Source organism: Clostridium sp. chh4-2, from assembly GCF_002899675.1.
In the GTDB taxonomy this organism is placed as follows: domain Bacteria; phylum Bacillota; class Clostridia; order Lachnospirales; family Lachnospiraceae; genus CHH4-2.
Map to the genome: position 1 here is coordinate 74,552 of NZ_PKUU01000025.1, position 20,895 is coordinate 95,446.

The 20,895-nt window shown below is 49.0% G+C and carries 15 protein-coding genes; 14 read left to right on the forward strand and 1 reads right to left on the reverse strand.

What is annotated here, in order from left to right; translation table 11 throughout:
* Positions 1-12 precede the first annotated feature (12 nt).
* Positions 13-1,509, forward strand: coding sequence for a cobyric acid synthase (locus C0033_RS21790; protein ID WP_103230031.1), 1,497 nt, complete (start codon positions 13-15; stop codon positions 1,507-1,509).
* A gap of 4 nt (positions 1,510-1,513) precedes the next feature.
* A complete protein-coding gene (locus tag C0033_RS21795) occupies positions 1,514-2,146 on the forward strand; it encodes a precorrin-8X methylmutase (protein ID WP_103230032.1) in 633 nt (210 codons plus the stop codon).
* A 20-nt stretch (positions 2,147-2,166) separates the two neighbouring features.
* Here C0033_RS21795 and C0033_RS21800 read toward each other — a convergent pair whose 3' ends face one another.
* Positions 2,167-3,426 carry an AraC family transcriptional regulator gene (locus C0033_RS21800; RefSeq protein WP_103230033.1) on the reverse strand — a complete coding sequence of 420 codons (1,260 nt, stop codon included), beginning with the start codon at positions 3,424-3,426 and terminating at the stop codon, positions 2,167-2,169.
* Positions 3,427-3,539: 113 nt separating this feature from the next.
* Between C0033_RS21800 and C0033_RS21805 the strand changes: the two genes are divergently transcribed.
* The 12 genes from C0033_RS21805 to C0033_RS21860 all read left to right on the forward strand — a co-directional run bounded on the left by C0033_RS21805 (position 3,540) and on the right by C0033_RS21860 (position 20,811).
* Positions 3,540-5,720: an ASKHA domain-containing protein gene (locus C0033_RS21805; RefSeq protein ID WP_103230034.1), complete on the forward strand. Its 2,181-nt coding sequence runs from the start codon at positions 3,540-3,542 to the stop codon at positions 5,718-5,720.
* A gap of 90 nt (positions 5,721-5,810) precedes the next feature.
* Complete coding sequence (cbiD, locus tag C0033_RS21810) at positions 5,811-6,971, forward strand: cobalt-precorrin-5B (C(1))-methyltransferase CbiD (protein ID WP_103230035.1); 1,161 nt, start codon at positions 5,811-5,813, stop codon at positions 6,969-6,971.
* 1 nt (position 6,972) lies between these two features.
* The gene (gene cobK / locus C0033_RS21815; protein ID WP_103230036.1) at positions 6,973-8,928 is read left to right on the forward strand and encodes a precorrin-6A reductase; all 1,956 of its coding nucleotides are present in this window, start codon (positions 6,973-6,975) and stop codon (positions 8,926-8,928) included.
* 53 nt (positions 8,929-8,981) lie between these two features.
* Positions 8,982-9,959, forward strand: a complete 978-nt coding sequence (locus tag C0033_RS21820; RefSeq protein ID WP_103230037.1) for a bifunctional adenosylcobinamide kinase/adenosylcobinamide-phosphate guanylyltransferase — start codon at positions 8,982-8,984, stop codon at positions 9,957-9,959.
* The gene (gene cobD, locus C0033_RS21825) at positions 9,956-11,050 is read left to right on the forward strand and encodes a threonine-phosphate decarboxylase CobD (RefSeq protein WP_103230038.1); all 1,095 of its coding nucleotides are present in this window, start codon (positions 9,956-9,958) and stop codon (positions 11,048-11,050) included. Before C0033_RS21820 ends, cobD begins: the two co-directional genes overlap by 4 nt.
* On the forward strand, positions 11,026-12,003 hold the full coding sequence (hemB, locus tag C0033_RS21830) for a porphobilinogen synthase (protein ID WP_103230039.1): 978 nt from the start codon (positions 11,026-11,028) through the stop codon (positions 12,001-12,003). Before cobD ends, hemB begins: the two co-directional genes overlap by 25 nt.
* A gap of 116 nt (positions 12,004-12,119) precedes the next feature.
* Positions 12,120-14,399, forward strand: coding sequence for a bifunctional (p)ppGpp synthetase/guanosine-3',5'-bis(diphosphate) 3'-pyrophosphohydrolase (locus C0033_RS21835; protein ID WP_103230040.1), 2,280 nt, complete (start codon positions 12,120-12,122; stop codon positions 14,397-14,399).
* Between the two features lie 86 nt (positions 14,400-14,485).
* Positions 14,486-15,136 (forward strand): MBL fold metallo-hydrolase, encoded by a 651-nt coding sequence (locus tag C0033_RS21840; protein ID WP_103230041.1) that lies wholly within the window; start codon positions 14,486-14,488, stop codon positions 15,134-15,136.
* 14 nt (positions 15,137-15,150) lie between these two features.
* Entirely contained in the window at positions 15,151-16,605 is a 1,455-nt protein-coding gene (hemZ, locus tag C0033_RS21845; protein ID WP_103230042.1) for a coproporphyrinogen dehydrogenase HemZ, read from the forward strand.
* Positions 16,606-16,782: 177 nt separating this feature from the next.
* Positions 16,783-18,054 carry a histidine--tRNA ligase gene (gene hisS / locus C0033_RS21850; protein ID WP_103230043.1) on the forward strand — a complete coding sequence of 424 codons (1,272 nt, stop codon included), beginning with the start codon at positions 16,783-16,785 and terminating at the stop codon, positions 18,052-18,054.
* Positions 18,055-18,085: 31 nt separating this feature from the next.
* Positions 18,086-19,879, forward strand: a complete 1,794-nt coding sequence (aspS, locus tag C0033_RS21855) for an aspartate--tRNA ligase (RefSeq protein ID WP_103230044.1) — start codon at positions 18,086-18,088, stop codon at positions 19,877-19,879.
* Positions 19,880-19,890: 11 nt separating this feature from the next.
* The gene (locus C0033_RS21860) at positions 19,891-20,811 is read left to right on the forward strand and encodes an AEC family transporter (RefSeq protein ID WP_103230045.1); all 921 of its coding nucleotides are present in this window, start codon (positions 19,891-19,893) and stop codon (positions 20,809-20,811) included.
* Positions 20,812-20,895 lie beyond the last annotated feature (84 nt).

Genomic DNA, 20,895 nt, shown 5'->3' on the forward strand with positions numbered 1-20,895 from the left:
AGAGGATAAAATATGGCGGCAAAAGTGATTATGATACAGGGAACCATGTCCAATTCCGGAAAGAGCTTTGTCACGGCCGGACTCTGCCGTGTGTTTAAGCAGGACGGATACCGGACGGCTCCCTTTAAATCTCAGAATATGGCATTGAATTCCTATATAACAAAAGACGGGCTGGAGATCGGCCGGGCGCAGGCCATGCAGGCCGAGGCGGCGGGAATTGAGCCCACGGTGTACATGAACCCGATCCTGTTAAAACCCACCAGCAACGTGGGAAGCCAGGTGATTGTAAACGGCGAGGTGCTGGGAAACTGGAAGGCCGTCGACTACTACAGGGATAAAACCAGGTTCATACCCGACGTAAAGCGTGCCTTTGACGCTTTGGCAGAAGAGTACGATATCATAGTGATCGAGGGCGCCGGAAGTCCGGCGGAAATCAACCTCAGGGAAAATGACATCGTGAACATGGGCCTTGCCAAAATGGTCCATGCGCCGGTGATCCTGGTGGGAGACATCGACCGGGGCGGCGTGTTCGCATCCCTTTACGGGACGGTGAAGCTGTTGGAGCCGGACGAACAGAAGATGATAAAAGGCCTGGCTGTGAATAAATTCCGGGGCGACGTTTCCATCCTGGAACCGGGCCTTAGAATGATAGAAGAAAAAACGGGAATCCCCATGGTCGGTGTGATTCCCATGGAGAATATCGATATTGACGACGAGGACAGCTTATCCGACCGGCTGAACCGGGTGACGGCCGGGGCAGGTGTGGACATTGCGGTGATCCGCCTTCCCCACATATCCAATTTCACGGATTTCAGCGCATTTGAGCGCCTGAAGGGAGTTTCACTCCGGTATGTGACAGCCCCCGGGCAGCTGAAAAACCCGGATCTGGTGCTGCTTCCAGGAACCAAGAACACCATGGACGATATGAACTGGCTGCGGGAAAGCGGCCTGGAAACCCTGATTCTCCGCCTGTCGGAACAGGACGTTCCGGTGATCGGAATCTGCGGCGGATTCCAGCTTTTAGGGAAAATGCTTCACGATCCCATGAACGTGGAACACGGCGGAAGCATGCGGGGAATGGGGCTTTTGGACGCGGAAACCGTATTCGCCCAGGAAAAGACCAGAACCCGGACCACCGGACAGTTTCTCTATCCGGTTCCCATGTTTGGCTCCTTCGGCGAAAAGGAAGTGACCGGATATGAGATCCATATGGGACAGACCGTGAATCTGGGCGGCTGCAAAGAGGCAGTGCGCCTTTTAGACGGAAGAACCGACGGCCTTTCCAATGAAAAAGGCACCGTGTTCGGTTCCTATCTGCACGGAATTTTCGATACGGACGGACTGGCTGCCGCACTTTCGTCAGCGCTGGCTCTTAAAAAGGGAATCTGCCTGGAAGAAGAGGATTTTGACCTGCAGGCATACAAAGAACAACAGTATGACAAGCTGGCGGATCTGATCAGATCGTCTTTTGATATGGAAGCGGTCTACCGCATGATGGAGGAAGAATAAACGCATGGCAGAAGAGATAAAATTTGTAAAACCGGATGAGATAGAAAAAAGAAGCATGGAAATCATCGCCCGGGAACTGGGGGAGAGAACCTGGCCGGAAGAGGAATTTCTGGTGGTAAAACGCTGCATCCACACATCGGCTGATTTCGATTACGCGGACAACCTGGTGTTTTCCCATCAGGCGGTTCAAAAGGGAATCGAGGCGCTGAAAGCGGGCGCGGTTATCGTCACGGATACCAATATGGCCGCAGCGGGCATCAATAAGAAATCATTGGAAAAATGCGGCGGAAGCGTCCGCTGCTTTATGGCGGATGAAGATGTGGCAAGAGAAGCAAAAGAGCGGGGCGTAACCCGGGCCACCGTATGCATGGAGCGGGGGGCCGCCCTCAATGGGCCGGCAATCTTTGCGGTGGGCAATGCGCCGACTGCGCTGATCCGTCTGCATGAGATGATGAAAGAAGGTCTGGTTAATCCGGCGCTGATCATCGGTACCCCGGTGGGATTTGTCAATGTGGTGGAATCCAAAGAACTGATTCTGAAAGATGAGGTTCCGTCCATCATTGCAAGAGGCAGAAAAGGAGGCAGCAACATCGCCGCTTCTATCTGTAATGCTCTCCTTTACCAGATAGCAAGATAAGGCGTTGCCGCTGCCGTAAATCAATGGGACCGGTACTGCTTAGGCGTCAGTCCCGTGTGCTTTTTAAATATTTTAGAAAAATAGCTCTGGTCCTCAAAACCGGTGGCTATCGCAATATTAATCAACGAATAATCGGTGTTGGCCAGAAGGCGCTTGCTCTCCTCCACCCGCACCATATTCAGGTATTCCTTAAAAGAAGAACCGCAGGCCTGTTTGAATATGGAAGAAAAATAGGCAGGATTTAAGTGGACCTGATCCGCCACATCTTCCAAGGTCAGAGAAGACGCGAAGTTTTCGGATATGTATTTCATGGCCTTTCTGACCACATCTCCATTTTTCGTATTCAGCTGGCTGAACATGCATTCCATATAGATATCCAGGACTTCCTGAAGCATATAGCAGAGGGCGTCGATGCTCTTCACCGTCTGAAGGTTTTTCAGGAACTGGTTGTTGATCTTTAAGATCTGATCGGTTCCCGCACCCCCTTCGATGGCCGATCTGGAAAGAAGGGAGCAGAGCTCAGAGGCCCGGCTTTTGATGATTTCGATGCTGTTCCCCTCTGAGAAGAATACATAGCCCAACAGGTCGTTTAAGATCGCACTGGCTTCCTGCTTGTTGCCTGTTTTTACTTTGGTTAAAAGTTCCCGTTCCTTTTCAAACGGATAGGATATTTTCTTGTCCAGTTCCAGATTTTTGTACATCTGGATGGATTCGTTGATCTTGGACTGCTGATGAATCTTTCCGCGGTTGAAGATCAGCTCCTGTCTGGCGTCTGATACGAAGTTGGAAAACAGATGATACAAAAGACGGCTGACCTGAGTGACCATGGACGGTGGAATCACCGTAACCTGGCCCGCATAATCGTAGAGATCCAGCAGGGATTCCAGGGGAATATCCGGATAATTGTTGTGCAGGTCCGTGATGAGCAGAGAGTCTGGATTTTCCATTAAAAAGGGGCCTACTAAAATGGAACCAAACAGGGCCTCCTGGTTGATTAACGGAAAAACGATGTGGTTTAAACCGGCATGACAGGAAAAAATATAAGTTTCACCCAGCTCCATGGCCCGCTTTCCTGCGGTTGCATGAAGCTTCTGGCAGGAATCATTGGGAGGAAGATAGGGGATAAAATGGCGGCAGTATGTGCTGGGGTCGCCGCAGCGTTCCAAAACATTGCCGTTTTCATCCAGCACCTGAATCGGAAGCTTTAGACAAGCATGGAAAGCTTCTAAAAGTTCCTGAAGTTTTTCTTTGGCTACGATTGTATACAGATAAGATTCCATAAAAATTCCCCCCTTAATTAAAGCTATTATATCATAAAACCGTATAAAATCCAAAAATAATACAATAAATCTAAAAAAATCCCAATGCCGCAGGTGATGGAAGGGAGACAAGCATGAAAATCAGCAATTTACAGCCTAAAATGAACCGGGATGAGGTGTTCCGGCTGATCGACTGTCATGAAGACAGCCCCGTTTATGAAGAAGTGGAAGAATCCTATGAGAGTCTGGAAGAAGAAGTTTATAAGATGATCGAACCGGCAGGAATTTTTGAATTTTCCCGGCTGACGAAAGAAACGGAGACAAAAGAGTATCCGGCAGGAACCCCGGTGATCTATCTGATCGCCACCGTGGGACGCAAGGTGAGCGCCTATGCGGATCAGCTTTTCAAGGAAGGCGAGTTTCTAAAAGGCATGCTGGCGGACGCCATGGCGGACTCCTGCCTGTTCAGCCTGGAACGGTCCTGGCAGGAACAGATCAAAGAGGCCTGCGGAAACAGGAATGTGGGGATTGCCAGGCGCTTGGAGGCTCCTCAGGATATTCCCATGGAAGCCCAGAAGGAGGCATATGAAGTCCTCCGCGCCAAAGAGGAACTGGATATGAACCTGTCCTCGGGATATATGTACGATCCGGTAAAATCCACATGCCAGGTATTTGTGCTCACTTCAGACCGTGAAGTATTCCGCACACAGCATAACTGCAGAGCCTGTTCCAAACTGGACTGCAAGATGAGGAATATTCCTCCCGTCCAGGTGGAAGTGACGGAACAATCCGGCACCTATTTTATGGAACTAAAGGATAAAGAAAGCATTATGGACGGTTTGATCCGCCATGGCACCTATCTCAGCGCGGTATGCGGGGGAAAGGGCATCTGCGGTAAATGCCGGATCAGGGTAACAAAAGGCAGCCTGCCCCCATCCCCGTCCGACCGCAAATTTTTCACGGAAAAAGAGCTGGAAGAAGGCTGCCGTCTTTCCTGTCTGGCTTATCCCCAGGATGACGTAAGCATCCTTTTAGAAAATGGACAGGAAGACAGTTTCGAAGTGCTGAGCCAATTCCAGGAACAAAAAAAACAGACGAAAACCTCAGGCAGCAGTTACGGCATCGCTATCGATATCGGAACCACAACCATCGCAGTTCATCTGATTTCCGTTCCGGACGGAGCCCTGGCCGCTTCCCACAGTTCCATTAACCACCAGCGGGCCTATGGCGCCGACGTGGTATCCAGAATGCTGGCATCCAACCAGGGAAAAGGGGAAGAACTGAGGGCCTGCATCCGAAAAGATCTTTTAGAAGGAATCCGTTCCGTAATTAGCCGGGGCGGGATTGATGCGGATCAGATTAAAAAGATTGCCGTAGGCGCCAACACCACGATGACCCATCTGCTTTTAGGGTTTTCCTGTGAAACATTGGGCGTATATCCCTTTGACCCGGTGGATATCAGTTACATTATCCGTCCATTTGAAGAGGTATTCGGTGATACGATGTTAGAATGTCCGGTGGAAATCCTGCCCGGAATCTCCACCTACGTGGGCGGAGATATCGTTTCGGGGCTGCTGTTCTGCGGATTTCATAAGTCGGAACAGGTGAGCGTGCTCATCGACCTGGGAACCAACGGGGAGATGGCAATCGGCTGTAAAGACAGGATATTGGTAACCTCCACTGCGGCCGGGCCTGCATTTGAGGGCGGAAATATCAGCTGCGGCATGGGAAGCGTGGCGGGGGCGATCTGCCATGTAAACCTGGATCAGAATAACCGTCCTGCCATAGAAACCATAGGAAAACAGCCTCCCATCGGACTTTGCGGAACCGGAGTGATTGAAACTACGGCAGAGCTGATACGGACCGGTCTGGTGGATGAAACCGGGCTTTTGGATGACGAATATTTCGACGACGGGCTGGTTTTAGCTTTGGCGCCCGATGGAAAAGAGATATCCTTTACTCAAAAGGATGTGAGAGAGATTCAGCTGGCCAAATCCGCTGTGAGAGCCGGACTGGAAACCCTGATTCTCAGATACGGCGTTTCCTATGAACAGATCCATAAAGTCTATTTGGCCGGAGGATTCGGATATAAGATCGACCAGCAGAAGGCGGTGGCAATCGGCATGATTCCGGAAGAACTGGCCGGAAAGATCGAAACTGTGGGCAACAGTTCCTTAGGAGGCGCTTATCTGGCGCTCACAAAAGAACACGCCAAAGAAGAGATGGAGCAGCTGGTGGCCCGGTCAGAGGAAATCGGTCTGTCCACGGACAAGGACTTTAATGAGTTTTACATGGAATATATGTATTTTGAGTAATTGTTCAGCAGGTCTGAGCGCTTACCGGACAATTGCCGGTTCGAATAACAAGAGAATGAGCTGTCAGAAGCGGCGGAAAGGCGGGAAATGATGCAGGATAAGGAAATACAGGAATGTCCCCAGGGATATGTATGGAAAGAGAATAAGAAACTCCGATGCGGATATACAACAGGTTCCTGTGCCGCCGCCGCGGCCAAGGCAGCTCTTTTTACACTGCTTTCAGGGACTGTATCGGATCATGTGGAGCTTATGACGCCCAAAGGAATCCGCCTTTATCTGGAGGTAGAAGAGCTGGAAAAGGGCGACGGCTGGGCGTCCTGCGGAATCAGGAAGGACGGAGGCGACGACCCGGACGCGACCCATGGCCTTCTCATCATGGCAAAGGTGAGCAGAACAGAAGAACCGGGAATTGAGATAGACGGCGGCCCCGGAGTGGGACGGGTTACCAGGAAAGGCCTGGACCAGCCGCCCGGAGCCGCAGCCATCAACCGGGTTCCAAGGGAAATGATAACGAGAGAGATGGAAGCGCTTTTGAAGGAATACGGTGATTTGGGCGGGATTAAGGTGGAGATTTCCGTGCCGGAAGGCGAAAAAACGGCGGAAAAGACATTTAATCCCCGTCTTGGTATTGTGGGCGGAATCTCCATTTTGGGAACCAGCGGGATTGTGATTCCCATGAGCGAAGCGGCTCTGATTGCCAGCATCGGAATAGAGATGAAGCAGCTTTTAGCGGAGGGGAACGGTTACATTGTCCTTTCTCCCGGCAATTACGGGGAGTCCTTCTCCCTGAATCAATATGAGATTCCCGGACGGTATATCGTAAAGACCAGCAACTTCATCGGAGAGAGCATCGATTTGGCCATGGAGGCGGGAGCCAAGGGAATCCTGATGATCGGCCATATCGGAAAATTTGTGAAGCTGGCAGGCGGCATCATGAACACCCATTCCAGAAATGCGGACGCCAGGACGGAACTGATGGCAGCCCATGTGATCCGCTGCGGCGGGGATGCGGCCACGGCGGCCAAGATTTTAGAATGTGTGACCACAGACGAAGCTTTGGAAGTCTTAAAGCAGGCAGGAATGCTTAAACAGGTATCCAAAAGCCTGTTGGAAAAAATCCTCTATTATGTGGAGCGCAGGGGATATGGCCGCTTAGAGACGGGAATCGTGATGTATTCCAATGAGTACGGACTTTTAGGAGCAACGAAACAGGTTCCGGATCTTCTGAAGAAAGTAAAGGAGTATATGTGAAATGAATGCAGTACTGATATTTGCAGGAACCAGTGAGGGAAGAGAACTGGCCTCCTTTTTAAGCCGGAATCGGATTGAATCCTGGGTGAGCGTGGCGACCGAATACGGCGAGACGCTGCTTCCGAAAGAGGAAAACACAACCGTCGTAACCGGATATAAAGATCAGCAGGAGATCCGGCTTTTTCTGAATGAACACGGCTTTTCCTGTGTGGTGGACGCTACCCATCCCTATGCGGTGAAAGCCACCCAGCATATAAAGGCGGCCTGTGAAAGCGCAGGCGTACCGTATTACAGGCTTCTAAGGGAAGAAGAACATGGGCTGGCCGGGTCAGACCGGGCCGTCTGCGTTGCATCTGTCCGGGAAGCGGCAGAGTATTTAAAAGACAAAGAAGGAAATGTGATGATAACCACCGGAAGCAAAGAACTGGCGCCTTATATGGAGTTATCCGACCCATCCAGGCTGTATTTCCGCGTGCTTCCCACCGCATCCTCCTTAGAACTCTGTACGGCTCAGAACATCTCTCCTAAAAATGTGATCGCCATGCAGGGACCCTTTGGCAGAGAGCTGAATGCGGCCCTGATCCGTCAGTTTCATTGCCGCTACCTGGTGACCAAGTCTTCCGGACAGGCAGGCGGATTCGAAGAAAAAATCCAGGCCTGTGAGGATGCCGGAGCGGTTCCGGTAGTGATTAAACGGCCGGAAGAGACAGAAGGATACACGGCAAAAGAGATCAGAAAGCTTTTGCTGGAACAGTACGGAATTGAAGAAAAGGCCGTAATTACCATAGCAGGGATCGGGCCTGGATCAGAGAACATGATGACGTCGGAGGTGTTGCAAAAACTTTCGGAAGCGGACGTATGCATTGGAAGCGGCCGTATGCTGGAAGCGGCGAAAGTACGGGGAATGGCAGTTTTTGACAGCTACCGGCCTGAGGAGATAAAGGAGTGGATAAAAGCTCATCCCGAGTATCAAAATATCATGATACTCATGTCCGGCGACATCGGATTTTACAGCGGAACGAAAAAACTCATGGATCAGCTGGAAGAATATCCGGTCACATTGCTTCCCGGAATTTCTTCCGTATCCGCATTTTGCGCAAAGCTTGGCATATCCTGGGATGATATGTTTTTATGCAGCGTCCACGGAAGAAAACAGAATCTGATACAAAAGATACGGAGCCACAGAAAAGTATTTGCTCTGTTGGGAAAGGAAGAGGAATTTCACCGTTTGTGCGCTCTCATGACAGAATTCGGGATGGAGGATGTGACCATTTATATTGGAGATTCCCTGTCTTATGGCCAGGAACGGATCTTTAAGGGAACTCCCCGAACGGCGGTGAAGGAGAAATTTTCCAATCTGTGCTGTGCGGTTTTTATAAATGAGCGGTTTGAAAAGAAAAAGCTGCTTCTGGGAATTCCGGAAGAACAATTTATACGGGATAAGGTGCCCATGACAAAAGATGAAGTGAGGTGCATTTCCATAGCAAAACTTCAGATGGAACAGGATTCCGTTGTTTATGATATCGGGGCGGGTACCGGTTCGGTATCCGTGGAACTGGCTTTGGCAGCAGAAGACGGCATGGTGTATGCGGTTGAAAAGAAGCCGCTGGCGGCGGAGCTGATCGGTAAAAACAGGGATAAATTCTGTCTTTCCAATCTGGAAATTATAGAAGGAACAGCGCCCGAAGCCCTATTAAACCTGCCGGTTCCGACCCATGCATTTATCGGAGGCTCTTCCGGCAATTTAAAAGAGATCATAGAAGTTCTGAAACGGAAAAATCCGTCTGTGAGGATTGTAATCAACGCCATCGCCCTGGAAACAGTGGCCGAAATCGCGGCTCTCGGCAGAGAATACCAGATAGAAATCGTTCAGGTTCAGGCGGCGAAAGCGAAAAAAGCGGGAAATTACCATCTGATGATGGGACAAAACCCCGTAACAATTGCAGTGATTGAATAAAGGTAACTGTTCAGCAGGTCTGCGCATTTACGAAGAAAGAAAGGGGACTGGCTATGTTGTATCTGGTAACAGGGCCTGAAAAATCAGGGAAATCGGCCAAAGCGGAGGCGCTGGCGGTTCGTTTAGGAGAAAAAAGAATCTATCTTGCAACCATGGTCCCATTCGGGGAAGAGGGAAAAAAGCGGGTGGAGCATCATCGGGAGCTGCGAAAAGAAAAAGGGTTTCAGACCGTAGAATGCCCGGTTTTCATCGACCGGCTGGATATTCCAAGTGACGCCGTGGTGGTGTTGGAATGCATTGTGAACCTGACTGCGAATTTCTATTTCGGAACGGAGGAAACCCCAGCCCATCCGGCGGAGGAAACCATCCGGCTGGTCTGCGAAAAAGTGAATGAACTGAAAGGCAAATGTCAGGAACTCATTGTGGTAACGGGCCAAATGGAGTATGATCAAAGCTATGACAAAGAAACGAGAGATTATATAGAGACGGTGCACCAGGTCAACCGCCGGTTAGAGCAGATGGCAGACCGGTTGATCGGAAGCGAGCCCCAGGATTATCCCCGCTTTCCGCTGTTCGTGGATATCAGCAAAAAACGGGTTCTGGTGGCCGGAGCGGGCAAAATTGCGGCCAGAAGAGCTGCTGTTTTAGCTGAATTCGGCGCGGTTGTCCTTGTGGCGGCGCCGGATGGATGCGCCCAGATGGAACAGCTGGAACAGAGCGGCCAGGTCCATTGGGAGAGAAGGCCCGTAAGAGAAACGGATTTGGCAGGCGTTTATCTGGCTGTGGCCGCGACAAACCGCCCGGATGTCAACGGCCGCCTTGCAAAATTATGCAGAGAGCGGGGAATTATGGTCAGCCATGCGGGGGATGAAAGCCAGTGCAGCTTTTATTTTCCGGGAATCGCCCGGGAAGGGGAACTGGTGGCCGGAGTGGTTGCGGACGGTAAGAACCACAGCCTTGCCAAACAGGCGGCCCAATCTCTCAGAATCTGGCTCAAACAGTTTATGGCGGAGAGGAAAGACGAGAGATGAAGACACATGGAGGAGATATCTACGGCGTATCTGCAAGTCTTGGCGTGAGGCCGGAAGATTGTCTGGACTTTTCAGCGAATATGAACCCTCTTGGTATTCCGGGGAGCGTAAAGGAGGCTATGAAAAAGAGCCTTGAAGAACTGATCTATTATCCGGACCCGGACTGCGCTCTTCTGGTTCATGACCTGAGTCTTTTTCACAACGTGCCGGAAGAGATGATATTGGCGGGCAACGGGGCCGCGGATCTGATCTTCCGCCTGGTCTATGGGATCAGGCCTAAAAAGGCGCTGGTGACAGCGCCCACGTTTTTGGAATATGAAGAGGCGCTGAAGCAGACAGATGCTAAGATCGTTCATTATCAACTGAACGGGAAACTGGAAGTTACAGAAGATATATTAAACTGCATAACGGTGGGGACGGATCTCATGTTTATATGTAATCCCAACAACCCTACAGGTATTTTAACAGAAAAAAAACTTATTCTGGATATAGCCAAAAAGGCTGAAGAGACAGGGACGGTCCTGGTTTTAGACGAATGCTTCCTGGATTTTACAGAAAGAGAAGCGGATGATACCATGGTGCCGTATTTACAGGATTTTCCCCATATGGTCATATTAAAATCATTTACAAAGATGTTTTCCATACCGGGAATCCGGCTGGGATATGCTCTTTGTTCCGACAGGGAGCTGATTCGTAAGATCCGGTCTGCGGGGCAGGGCTGGAGCGTCAATACCATAGCGGCGGCGGCGGGGAGAGCGGCCTTAACAGAACGGGATTTTGTGAAAACGTCTGCCGCTTATGTAAGGGAAGAGAGAGACTGGCTGACAGCCGCATTAAAAAAACGTGGAATTCGAGTATTTCCGGGACAGGCCAATTATCTGTTGATCCAGGTGGAGGACTGTCCCGGTTTATATGATAAAATGCTAAGATACGGGATCATGATCCGCCGGTGCTGCAACTATGAAGGCCTGGATGAAACCTATTACAGGATTGCGGTCAGAAATCATGAGGATAACAGAAAACTAACGGATGTTCTGGATCAAATTATAGAAGGAGAGAAGAAAAAATGCTGCAAAGACCGAGAAGATTAAGAGGAAATGAACTGCTCAGAAAGATGGTAAGGGAGACCAGGCTGGATAAAGCGTCCCTGATTTATCCCATGTTTGTGAAAGAAGGAACCGGAATTAAAGAAGAGATCCCAACCATGCCCGGACAATTCCGCTACAGCGTGGACCAGGCGGCATACAAGCTGGAAGAACTGAAAAAGGCGGGGGTAAACAGCGTGATGTTTTTTGGCATCCCGGACCACAAGGACGAAGTGGGAAGCGGCGCCTATGCAGAGGACGGAATTGTTCAGAAAGCGTTACGGGAAGCCAGAAAACAGTTCCCTGACCTCTATCTGATTACCGACGTATGCATGTGCGAATACACCTCCCACGGACACTGCGGCGTTCTCTGCGGACATGAGGTGGACAATGATCCCACCCTTGAACTTCTCTCCAAGACCGCATTATCCCACGTGCAGGCGGGGGCGGATATGGTGGCTCCTTCCGACATGATGGACGGCCGCGTGCTGGCAATCAGGAATCAATTGGATGAAAACGGTTTTACGGGAACTCCCATCATGTCCTATGCGGTGAAATACGCGTCTGCTTTCTACGGCCCGTTCCGGGATGCGGCAGGTTCGGCCCCTGCATTTGGAGACAGAAAATCCTACCAGATGGATTACCACAACCGGAAAGAAGGGATCAAGGAAGCCCTTTTGGATGTGGAAGAGGGAGCTGACATCATCATGGTAAAACCGGCCATGAATTATCTGGACGTGATCCGGGAAGTGGCTGATATGGTGGACGTGCCGGTGGCGTCTTACAGCGTCAGCGGAGAATACGCCATGGTGAAAGCCGGAGCGAAGATGGGATACATAGACGAAGAGAAAATCATTGCCGAAATGGCGGTTGCATCCTACCGGGCGGGAGCGTCCATCTACCTGACTTACTTCGCAGAAGAGATCGCATCCCTGATTGACAGGGGAATTATTGGATAACCTTAATGTATGGATTACAAGTTTCTGAAAGTTCTTGTAACATTTTAATATTGATTTTTTTTCTAAATAAAATTATAATGTAGAATAACTATTTCCTGCAGAAAAGGTGACGATCTATGACAAATGATACGGTTTCGGAAAAACTGAATATAGAGCTGGAGGCTCCGGCGGACTTTACAAGCCCGGAAGAGCTCTATGATGATCTGATTAAAAGCATACGGAAATACCACCCGTCTGATGATATCAGCCTGGTAGAAAAAGCTTATAAGATCGCATATGATGCCCACAAAGAGCAGAAGAGAAAATCGGGTGAACCCTATATCATTCACCCTCTTTGCGTTGCCATTATTCTGGCGGATCTGGAACTGGATAAGGAGACGATAGTCGCCGGAATCCTTCACGATGTGGTGGAGGATACGGTGATGACCGGAGAAGAGGTTGCCAAGGAATTCGGAGAAGAGGTTGCCCTTTTGGTGGACGGCGTCACGAAACTGACCCAGTTGTCCTGGTCCATGGATAAAGTGGAGATTCAGGCGGAAAATCTGCGCAAGATGTTCTTAGCCATGGCAAAGGATATCCGCGTAATCCTGATTAAGCTGGCCGACCGTCTCCACAACATGAGAACGCTCCAGTACATGAGGCCTGAGAAACAGAAGGAAAAGGCCAAAGAGACCATGGAGATCTATGCCCCCATCGCTCACCGTCTGGGCATTTCCAAGATCAAGATCGAACTGGATGACCTTTCATTAAAGTATTTAAAGCCGGATGTCTATTATGATCTGGCGGAAAAGATCACACTGCGCAGGGATGCAAGAGAAGCATTTGTAAAAGAAATTGTGGAAGAAGTGAAAAAGCAGATTAAGGAAGCCGGGATTGAAGCCCAGGTGGACGGAAGAGTGAAGCATTTCTTCAGTATATATAAAAAGATGGTGAACCAGGATAAGACCCTGGACCAGATTTACGATTTGTTCGCAGTCCGCATTATTGTGGACACCGTAAAGGACTGTTATGCCGCATTGGGAGTGATCCACGAGCTTTACAAGCCGATTCCGGGCCGTTTCAAGGATTACATCGCCATGCCGAAACCCAATATGTACCAGTCCCTCCATACCACGCTGATCGGCAGCAGCGGACGCCCATTTGAGATTCAGATCAGAACCTTTGAGATGCACCGCACCGCGGAATTCGGTATTGCGGCCCACTGGAAGTATAAAGAGAGCGGAAGCGGCCAGGTGGCGGCAGGGGATGAAGAGGCCAAGTTAAGCTGGCTTCGTCAGATTCTGGAATGGCAGCGGGACATGTCGGACAACAAAGAGTTCCTGAGCCTGATTAAGAGCGACTTGGACCTGTTTTCAGACAGCGTTTACTGCTTTACTCCGTCAGGAGATGTGAAAACCCTTCCCAGCGGTTCCACTCCCATCGATTTCGCATATTCGATTCACAGTGCGGTGGGAAACAAGATGGTGGGAGCCAGGGTTAACGGAAAACTGGTCAATATCGATTATGTGATCCAGAACGGCGACAGAATCGAGATCATCACGTCCCAGAACTCCAAGGGGCCCAGCCGTGACTGGCTTTCCCTGGTTAAGAGCACACAGGCCAAGAATAAGATCAACCAGTGGTTTAAGACCGAACTGAAAGAAGACAACATTTTAAAAGGTAAGGAGATGATCGAACGCTACTGCAAGGCGAAGGGCATCAACTTATCCGATATCAATAAACCGGAATACATGGAAAAGGTTATGGCCCGTTATGCGTTCCGTGACTGGGATTCGGTTCTCGCTTCCATCGGACACGGAGGCCTGAAAGAAGGCCAGATCATCAACAAGATGCTGGATGAGCGGGAAAAGAAACTGAAAAAAGAAGTGACGGACACCAACATCTTAGACGGCATTGCGGAGATGACCAACAAGGTTCCTGTTTCCAAAAAATCCAAGAGCGGCATTGTGGTAAAGGGAATTCACGATGTGGCGGTGCGTTTCTCCAGATGCTGCAGCCCGGTTCCGGGCGACGAGATCGTGGGATTTGTGACCAGAGGCCGTGGCGTTTCCATACACAGAACGGACTGCATCAATATCATCAACCTTCCGGAAGACGAGAGGGCCAGACTGATTGATGCCGAGTGGCAGCAGGCGGAAGGCGGCGAAAACCGCGAGCGCTATTCCACAGAGATCCAGATCTATGCAAACAACCGGATCGGCATGTTCGTAGATATTTCCAAGGTTTTCACAGAGCGGCAGATCGACATTACGTCCATGAATGTGCGGACCAGCAAACAGGGAAAAGCCACGATTATTATGACATTTGACATACATGGAATTGAGGAATTGAATCGTTTGACAGATAAATTGAGACAAATTGAAGGCGTATTAGATATTGAGAGAACTGCGGGGTAGGATATCGCAGTTTTTCTCATATCATAGGAGATGATTTCTGCTGATATTAGAACAGCTGTCTAACAGGAAATGGAAGGTGAGGGAACATGAGCGATTTTCGTATTAAGACTTGTGTGCTGGGAATGGTCAGCACCAATTGTTATATCATATATAATGAGAATAAAAAAGAGGGCATTATTGTTGATCCGGCGGATAACGGGATGTATATTTTAAACAGGTGCAGAGAGCTGGGGGTAACTCCCGCCGCAGTTCTTCTGACCCACGGCCATTTTGATCATATCATGGCTGTGGACGATATCAGGCGGTCATTCCGGGTAACCGTGTATATGGGGATGAATGAGGAGAACCTGTTGAAAGACCCGTATCAGAACCTTTCCGGTACCATGGGATCGGAACAGACCAGCATGGAAGCGGATTATCTGCTGCGGGATAATGAAGTCATCACTGTGGCAGGATATAAGATCAAGGTGTTGGAGACGCCGGGCCATACGGTTGGTTCCGTATGCTATCTGTTCGAAGACGAAGATGTGCTGATCAGCGGGGATACGCTGTTTGCGGATTCTCTCGGCAGAACGGATCTGCCCACCGGAAGTTCTTCGGAGATTGTGAAGTCCATAACAGAACGGCTGTTTCCGTTAAAAGACGATATCATGGTTTATCCGGGCCATGGAGAGCCCACCACCATTGGACACGAGAAAAAATATAATCCGGTTGCGGTTTATATGAGAAGAAGATAGGAATTGATAAAACTATGATAGGAATATTGCTAAATGATTCTGCCTATGAGCAGGATATCAGGGAATTATTGATGGCTTTCTATCCGGGAGAGACATTTTCCCACGAAGAAACCACAGATAATACATTTGAAATACAAGGAATCCTGGATGATTCCCATTCAAATTTCACCCTCCGGATGAAAGCGGCAGAACAGCCTTTCGAGCAGGAATGCTCTTTCGCTGTGATTTACCAGGACCGTTTTGAAACAAAAAACAGGATAAAGAGGCATCTGTATCTGATGCTGAAAGAGCGCACCGGAAAAGAACTTCCCTGGGGAACTCTGACCGGCATCCGCCCTACCAAAATCGCCATGACCAAGTTTCAGGAAGGCATGACAGAGGAACAGATTTATCATTACATGAAAGATACGTATTATACCAGCGATGAAAAAATCGCGCTGAGCATAGAGATTGCCAAACGGGAAAAACAGCTGTTGTCCACCATTGATTATGAACATGGGTACAGCCTGTATATCGGAATTCCATTTTGTCCAACCACCTGTCTGTACTGTTCCTTCACCTCATACCCAATCGGCAAATGGCAGGGCAGAACCCATCTCTATCTGGAAGCTCTGTTTCATGAGATGGAATACGTGGCAGAGAGGATGAAAGGACGGACTCTGGATACGGTGTATTTCGGAGGCGGCACCCCCACCTCCCTTCCGGCCGAAGATTTGGATCGGCTGATCACCAAATTAAAAGAGACATTTGACTTTTCATCCGTTCAGGAATTTACCGTGGAAGCAGGACGGCCCGACAGCATTACCAGGGAAAAATTCCAAGTGCTGAAAAAACACGGCGTGGACCGCATTTCCATCAATCCGCAGACCATGAAGCAGGAGACCCTGGACCTGATCGGCCGCCATCATACGGTGGAAATGGTGAAGGACTGCTTTAAACTGGCCCGTGAGATGGGATTTGACAACATCAATATGGACCTGATCATCGGACTTCCCGAAGAAACCATGGAAGACGTGGTAAGTACCATGGAAGAGATCAAGGCGTTAGGGCCGGACAGCGTAACGGTTCATTCCCTTGCCATCAAGAGAGCCGCCCGCCTCAACATGTTTAAAGAAAAATATGCAGACCTGAAGATTACCAACACCCAGGAGATGATCGACCTGACCGCAAGATATGCCAGAGAGATGGGCATGGAACCTTATTATCTGTACCGCCAGAAGAACATGGCCGGGAATTTTGAAAATGTAGGTTATGCGCTTCCCGGAAAGGCATGTATCTATAATATTCTGATTATGGAAGAGAAGCAGACCATCGCAGCCTGCGGCGCGGGAACTACGACAAAAGTGCTCTATGCTTCGGAAAACAGGCTGGAACGGGCGGAGAATGTGAAGGATGTGGATCTGTATATTCAAAAAACAGATGAAATGATAGCAAGAAAGGAAAAATTGCTTGCAAAATTAGAAATGTAATTTAAAATAGAACGTGGCCATCAAGATTTAACATTAAGGGTGAAGGCATTTTCGAAAATGCCTTCACGTTTAAAGTAAAACGTCAAGGCATTTTCGAAAATGCCTTCACCCTTAATGTTAAATCCGGTGGTCCCTTGAATTAGAAAAGCCGCAGCTGCGGCAGAATGAGAGGAAATTATGGCAGCAACACTGAAAAAGAAGCCGGTTACCGGCATGAAAGACATCCTTCCCGCAGAGATGCAGGTAAGGGATTATGTGATGAATCAGATAAAAGAAACCTACCGCGGTTTCGGGTTCCAGTCGATTGAAACTCCCTGCGTGGAACATATTGAGAATTTAACCAGCAAGCAGGGCGGCGATAATGAAAAGCTGATCTTTAAAATCATGAAGAGAGGCGAAAAACTGAATTTGGAGACAGCACAGGAGGAAAAGGATCTGGTGGACAGCGGACTGCGCTACGACCTTACTGTACCCCTCTGCCGGTATTATTCCAACAATGCGGCACAGCTTCCGGCTCCGTTCAAAGCCCTTCAGATGGGCTCCGTATGGAGAGCCGACCGCCCTCAGAGAGGACGTTTCAGACAGTTTGTCCAGTGTGATATCGATATTTTAGGCGATCCTACTAATTTGGCTGAGATCGAGCTGATTTTAGCTACCACAACCCTGCTTGGAAAGATCGGTTTTGACAAATATAATTACCGCATCCGCATCAACGACCGCAACATCTTAAAAGGAATGGCAGCTTACTGCGGCTTCCCGGAAGACGATTATGATAAGATCTTCATTTCTTTAGATAAGATGGACAAGATCGGCATGGACGGCGTAGAGGCAGAGCTGACTGAGATGGGATATGACGCAGACCAGGTGAAAAAATATCTGGGACTGTTTTCTTCCGTGACCCATGACGCGTCAGGCGTCCGCAGTTTGGGAGAAGTCCTTGCAGAAGTGATGGAGCCGGCAAAAGCCGAGAATCTGGCCGTGATCATGGACAGCGTGGCCAATGTTCCTTCCTGCAAATTCGATATCGTGTTCGACCCGACCTTAGTCCGCGGCATGTCCTACTATACGGGAACTATTTTTGAGATTGAAGTGGAAGGTTTCCCTGGATCAGTGGGCGGCGGCGGCCGTTATGACAAGATGATCGGCAAATTCACCGGCATGGAAACGCCGGCCTGCGGATTTTCCATCGGTTTTGAAAGAATCATAACAATTCTGATGGAAAATGGATTTACTGTGCCTGGTTCCAAGGCTAAAAAGGCATATTTGATTGAAAAAGGCGTCAGCAGCGAGGTGATGTCCAAGGTAATCGAAGAGGCCATGCAGGAACGGTCCGAGGGAGTTCAGGTTCTGGTTTCCCAGATGAACAAGAATAAAAAATTCCAGAAAGAGCAGCTTCAGAAAGAAGGATATCTGGAATTTAAGGAATTTTATAAAGAAGCGTTAAAATAGAGAGCAGAACGAGCGTAAAAGGAGAAAAGTCATGGCAGAGTCAATGAGGGGACTGAAACGTTCCCACAGATGTACAGAAGTTACAACCGCTAATATCGGCCAGGAAGTGACCGTTATGGGCTGGGTACAGAAGAGCAGAAATAAAGGCGGCATCATTTTCGTGGATTTAAGAGACCGTTCCGGTATCATCCAGTTAATATTTGAAGAGAGCGACTGTGGAACAGAAAATTTTGAAAAAGCTGAGAAGCTGAGAAGCGAATTCGTTGTGGCCGTTACAGGACGGGTGGAAGCCCGTTCCGGCGCAGTGAATGAAAACCTGGCAACCGGAGCGATTGAAGTCCGTGCCAACAGCCTGCGCATCTTATCCGAGTCGGAAACACCTCCTTTCCCGATTGAGGAAAACAGCAAGACGAAAGAAGAACTTCGTCTGAAATACCGCTATCTGGATCTGAGAAGACCTGATATTCAAAGGAATATGATGCTTCGAAGCGATATCGCGATTCTCACAAGACAGTTTTTGGCAGAAGAAGGATTTTTGGAGATCGAAACTCCTACTCTGGTTAAGAGTACCCCGGAAGGAGCCCGCGATTATCTGGTTCCAAGCCGCGTGCATCCAGGTTCCTTCTATGCGCTTCCACAGTCTCCGCAGATTTACAAACAGCTTTTGATGTGCTCCGGATATGACCGTTATTTCCAACTGGCAAGATGCTACCGCGACGAGGACCTTCGTGCGGACAGACAGCCGGAATTCACACAGATCGACATGGAATTATCATTTGTGGATGTGGACGATGTGCTGGATGTCAATGAAAGACTTCTGCAGAAGTTATTTAAGGAGATTCTGAACTACGATATCGAACTGCCGATCCAAAGGATGACATGGCAGGAAGCCATGGACCGTTTTGGTTCCGATAAGCCGGATATGCGTTTCGGCATGGAATTAAAAGATGTTTCAAAAGTGGTGGAGGGCTGTGAGTTCGCAGTATTTAAAGGCGCTCTTGAAAATGGAGGTTCTGTCCGCGGAATCAACGCAGAAGGACAGGGCGCTATGCCGAGAAAGAAGATCGACGCATTAGTTGAATTTGCAAAAGGCTTCGGCGCAAAAGGCCTGGCCTATCTGGCTGTAAATGAAGACGGAACTTATAAATCCTCCTTTGCAAAATTCATGAAGGAAGAAGAATTGACCGCGCTTGTGGAAGCTATGGGCGGAAAGCCTGGCGACCTGCTTTTATTTGCAGCGGATAAGAATAAAGTTGTTTACGACGTGCTTGGCAACCTGCGTCTGGAACTGGCAAAACAGCAGAATCTGCTTAAAAAAGATGATTTCAAATTCCTGTGGGTAACAGAATTCCCGCTTTTAGAGTACTCCGAAGAGCAGGGACGTTTCATGGCAATGCACCATCCGTTTACTATGCCTATGGAAGAAGACTGGCATATGATCGACACCGATCCGGGCGCAGTCCGGGCAAAAGCTTATGATATCGTATTAAACGGTACGGAGCTGGGCGGCGGATCTGTCCGTATTCATCAGGCCGATATTCAGTCCAAGATGTTTGAAGTTCTTGGATTCACACCGGAATCCGCTTATGAGCAGTTCGGCTTCCTGTTAGATGCATTTAAATACGGCGTTCCGCCTCACGCAGGTCTGGCATACGGTTTAGACCGTGTGGCAATGCTGATGTTAGGCTGTGACAGCATCCGCGACGTGATCGCATTCCCTAAGGTGAAGGATGCGTCCTGTCTGATGTCGGAAGCTCCGTCCGTTGTAGATGTGAAGCAGCTGGAAGAACTTGGCATTGAAGTGAGTAAAGGCGCTCAGGAATAAAGGAAGGTCAGATGGAATTAGCAGCCATAACCGCGTATAAGATCATCACCATGTTTGTGATGGCGATGATCGGTGCGGTTTGTTTCAAAACAAATATTATTACCTCCGAAACAAACGGAAAATTATCCAATCTTCTTTTGATGGTGATCGCACCACTGATGATTTTCTGTTCCTATCAGAGGGAATTCAGCAGACAGCAGCTGGAAGGGCTTTTCATGGCTCTGTTTCTGGCTGCTGTAAGCCATGTTATCGCAATTCTCATCACAAAAGTATTCATCCGGAAAAGTTCGGGAGAAAATTATGGAATTGAAAGCATGGCCGCCATTTATTCCAACTGCGGTTTTATGGGAATCCCCCTGGTCAATGGAATCTTTGGCGCTGACGGCGTATTTTACATAACCGCCTACATAACCGTGTTCAACCTGTTCGTCTGGACCCACGGAATTTTATTGATGATTGGAAAGCAGACGGCAAAAGAGGCGCTGAAGGCGATGAAAACGCCGACCATATTCGCAATTGCAGCCGGCCTCATTTTCTATCTCTTCCAGATCCGACTGCCGGAAATGATCCGGGAACCTTTGGCCGCTTTAGGAGACATGAACACTCCGGTGGCAATGCTGGTAGCAGGCGCTTCCCTGGCAGACAGCAGCCTGATTAAGATGCTGAAGAAAAAGAGGATATATCTGATCAGCTCGCTCAGACTTCTTGTGATTCCGCTTATAACCATGGTTGTTTTAAATGCATTTCATCTGGACCCCATGGTTACAACCACGGTAGTTTTAGCCACAGCCTGTCCGGCTGGATCGACAGGAACCTTATTCGCCCTCCGGTACGGAAAGGACGCCATCTATGCATCCGAGCTTTTCGGGGTGACGACAACCCTGTCCTTAATCACGATTCCTCTCGTGATGCTTGTATACACTTTTTTATAGAAAATGTCTTTTGAGCGAAAAGAAAATATGGACATATATTTAAAATGCCTTGTAATCACAAGGCATTTGTGTTATTATGAAAAC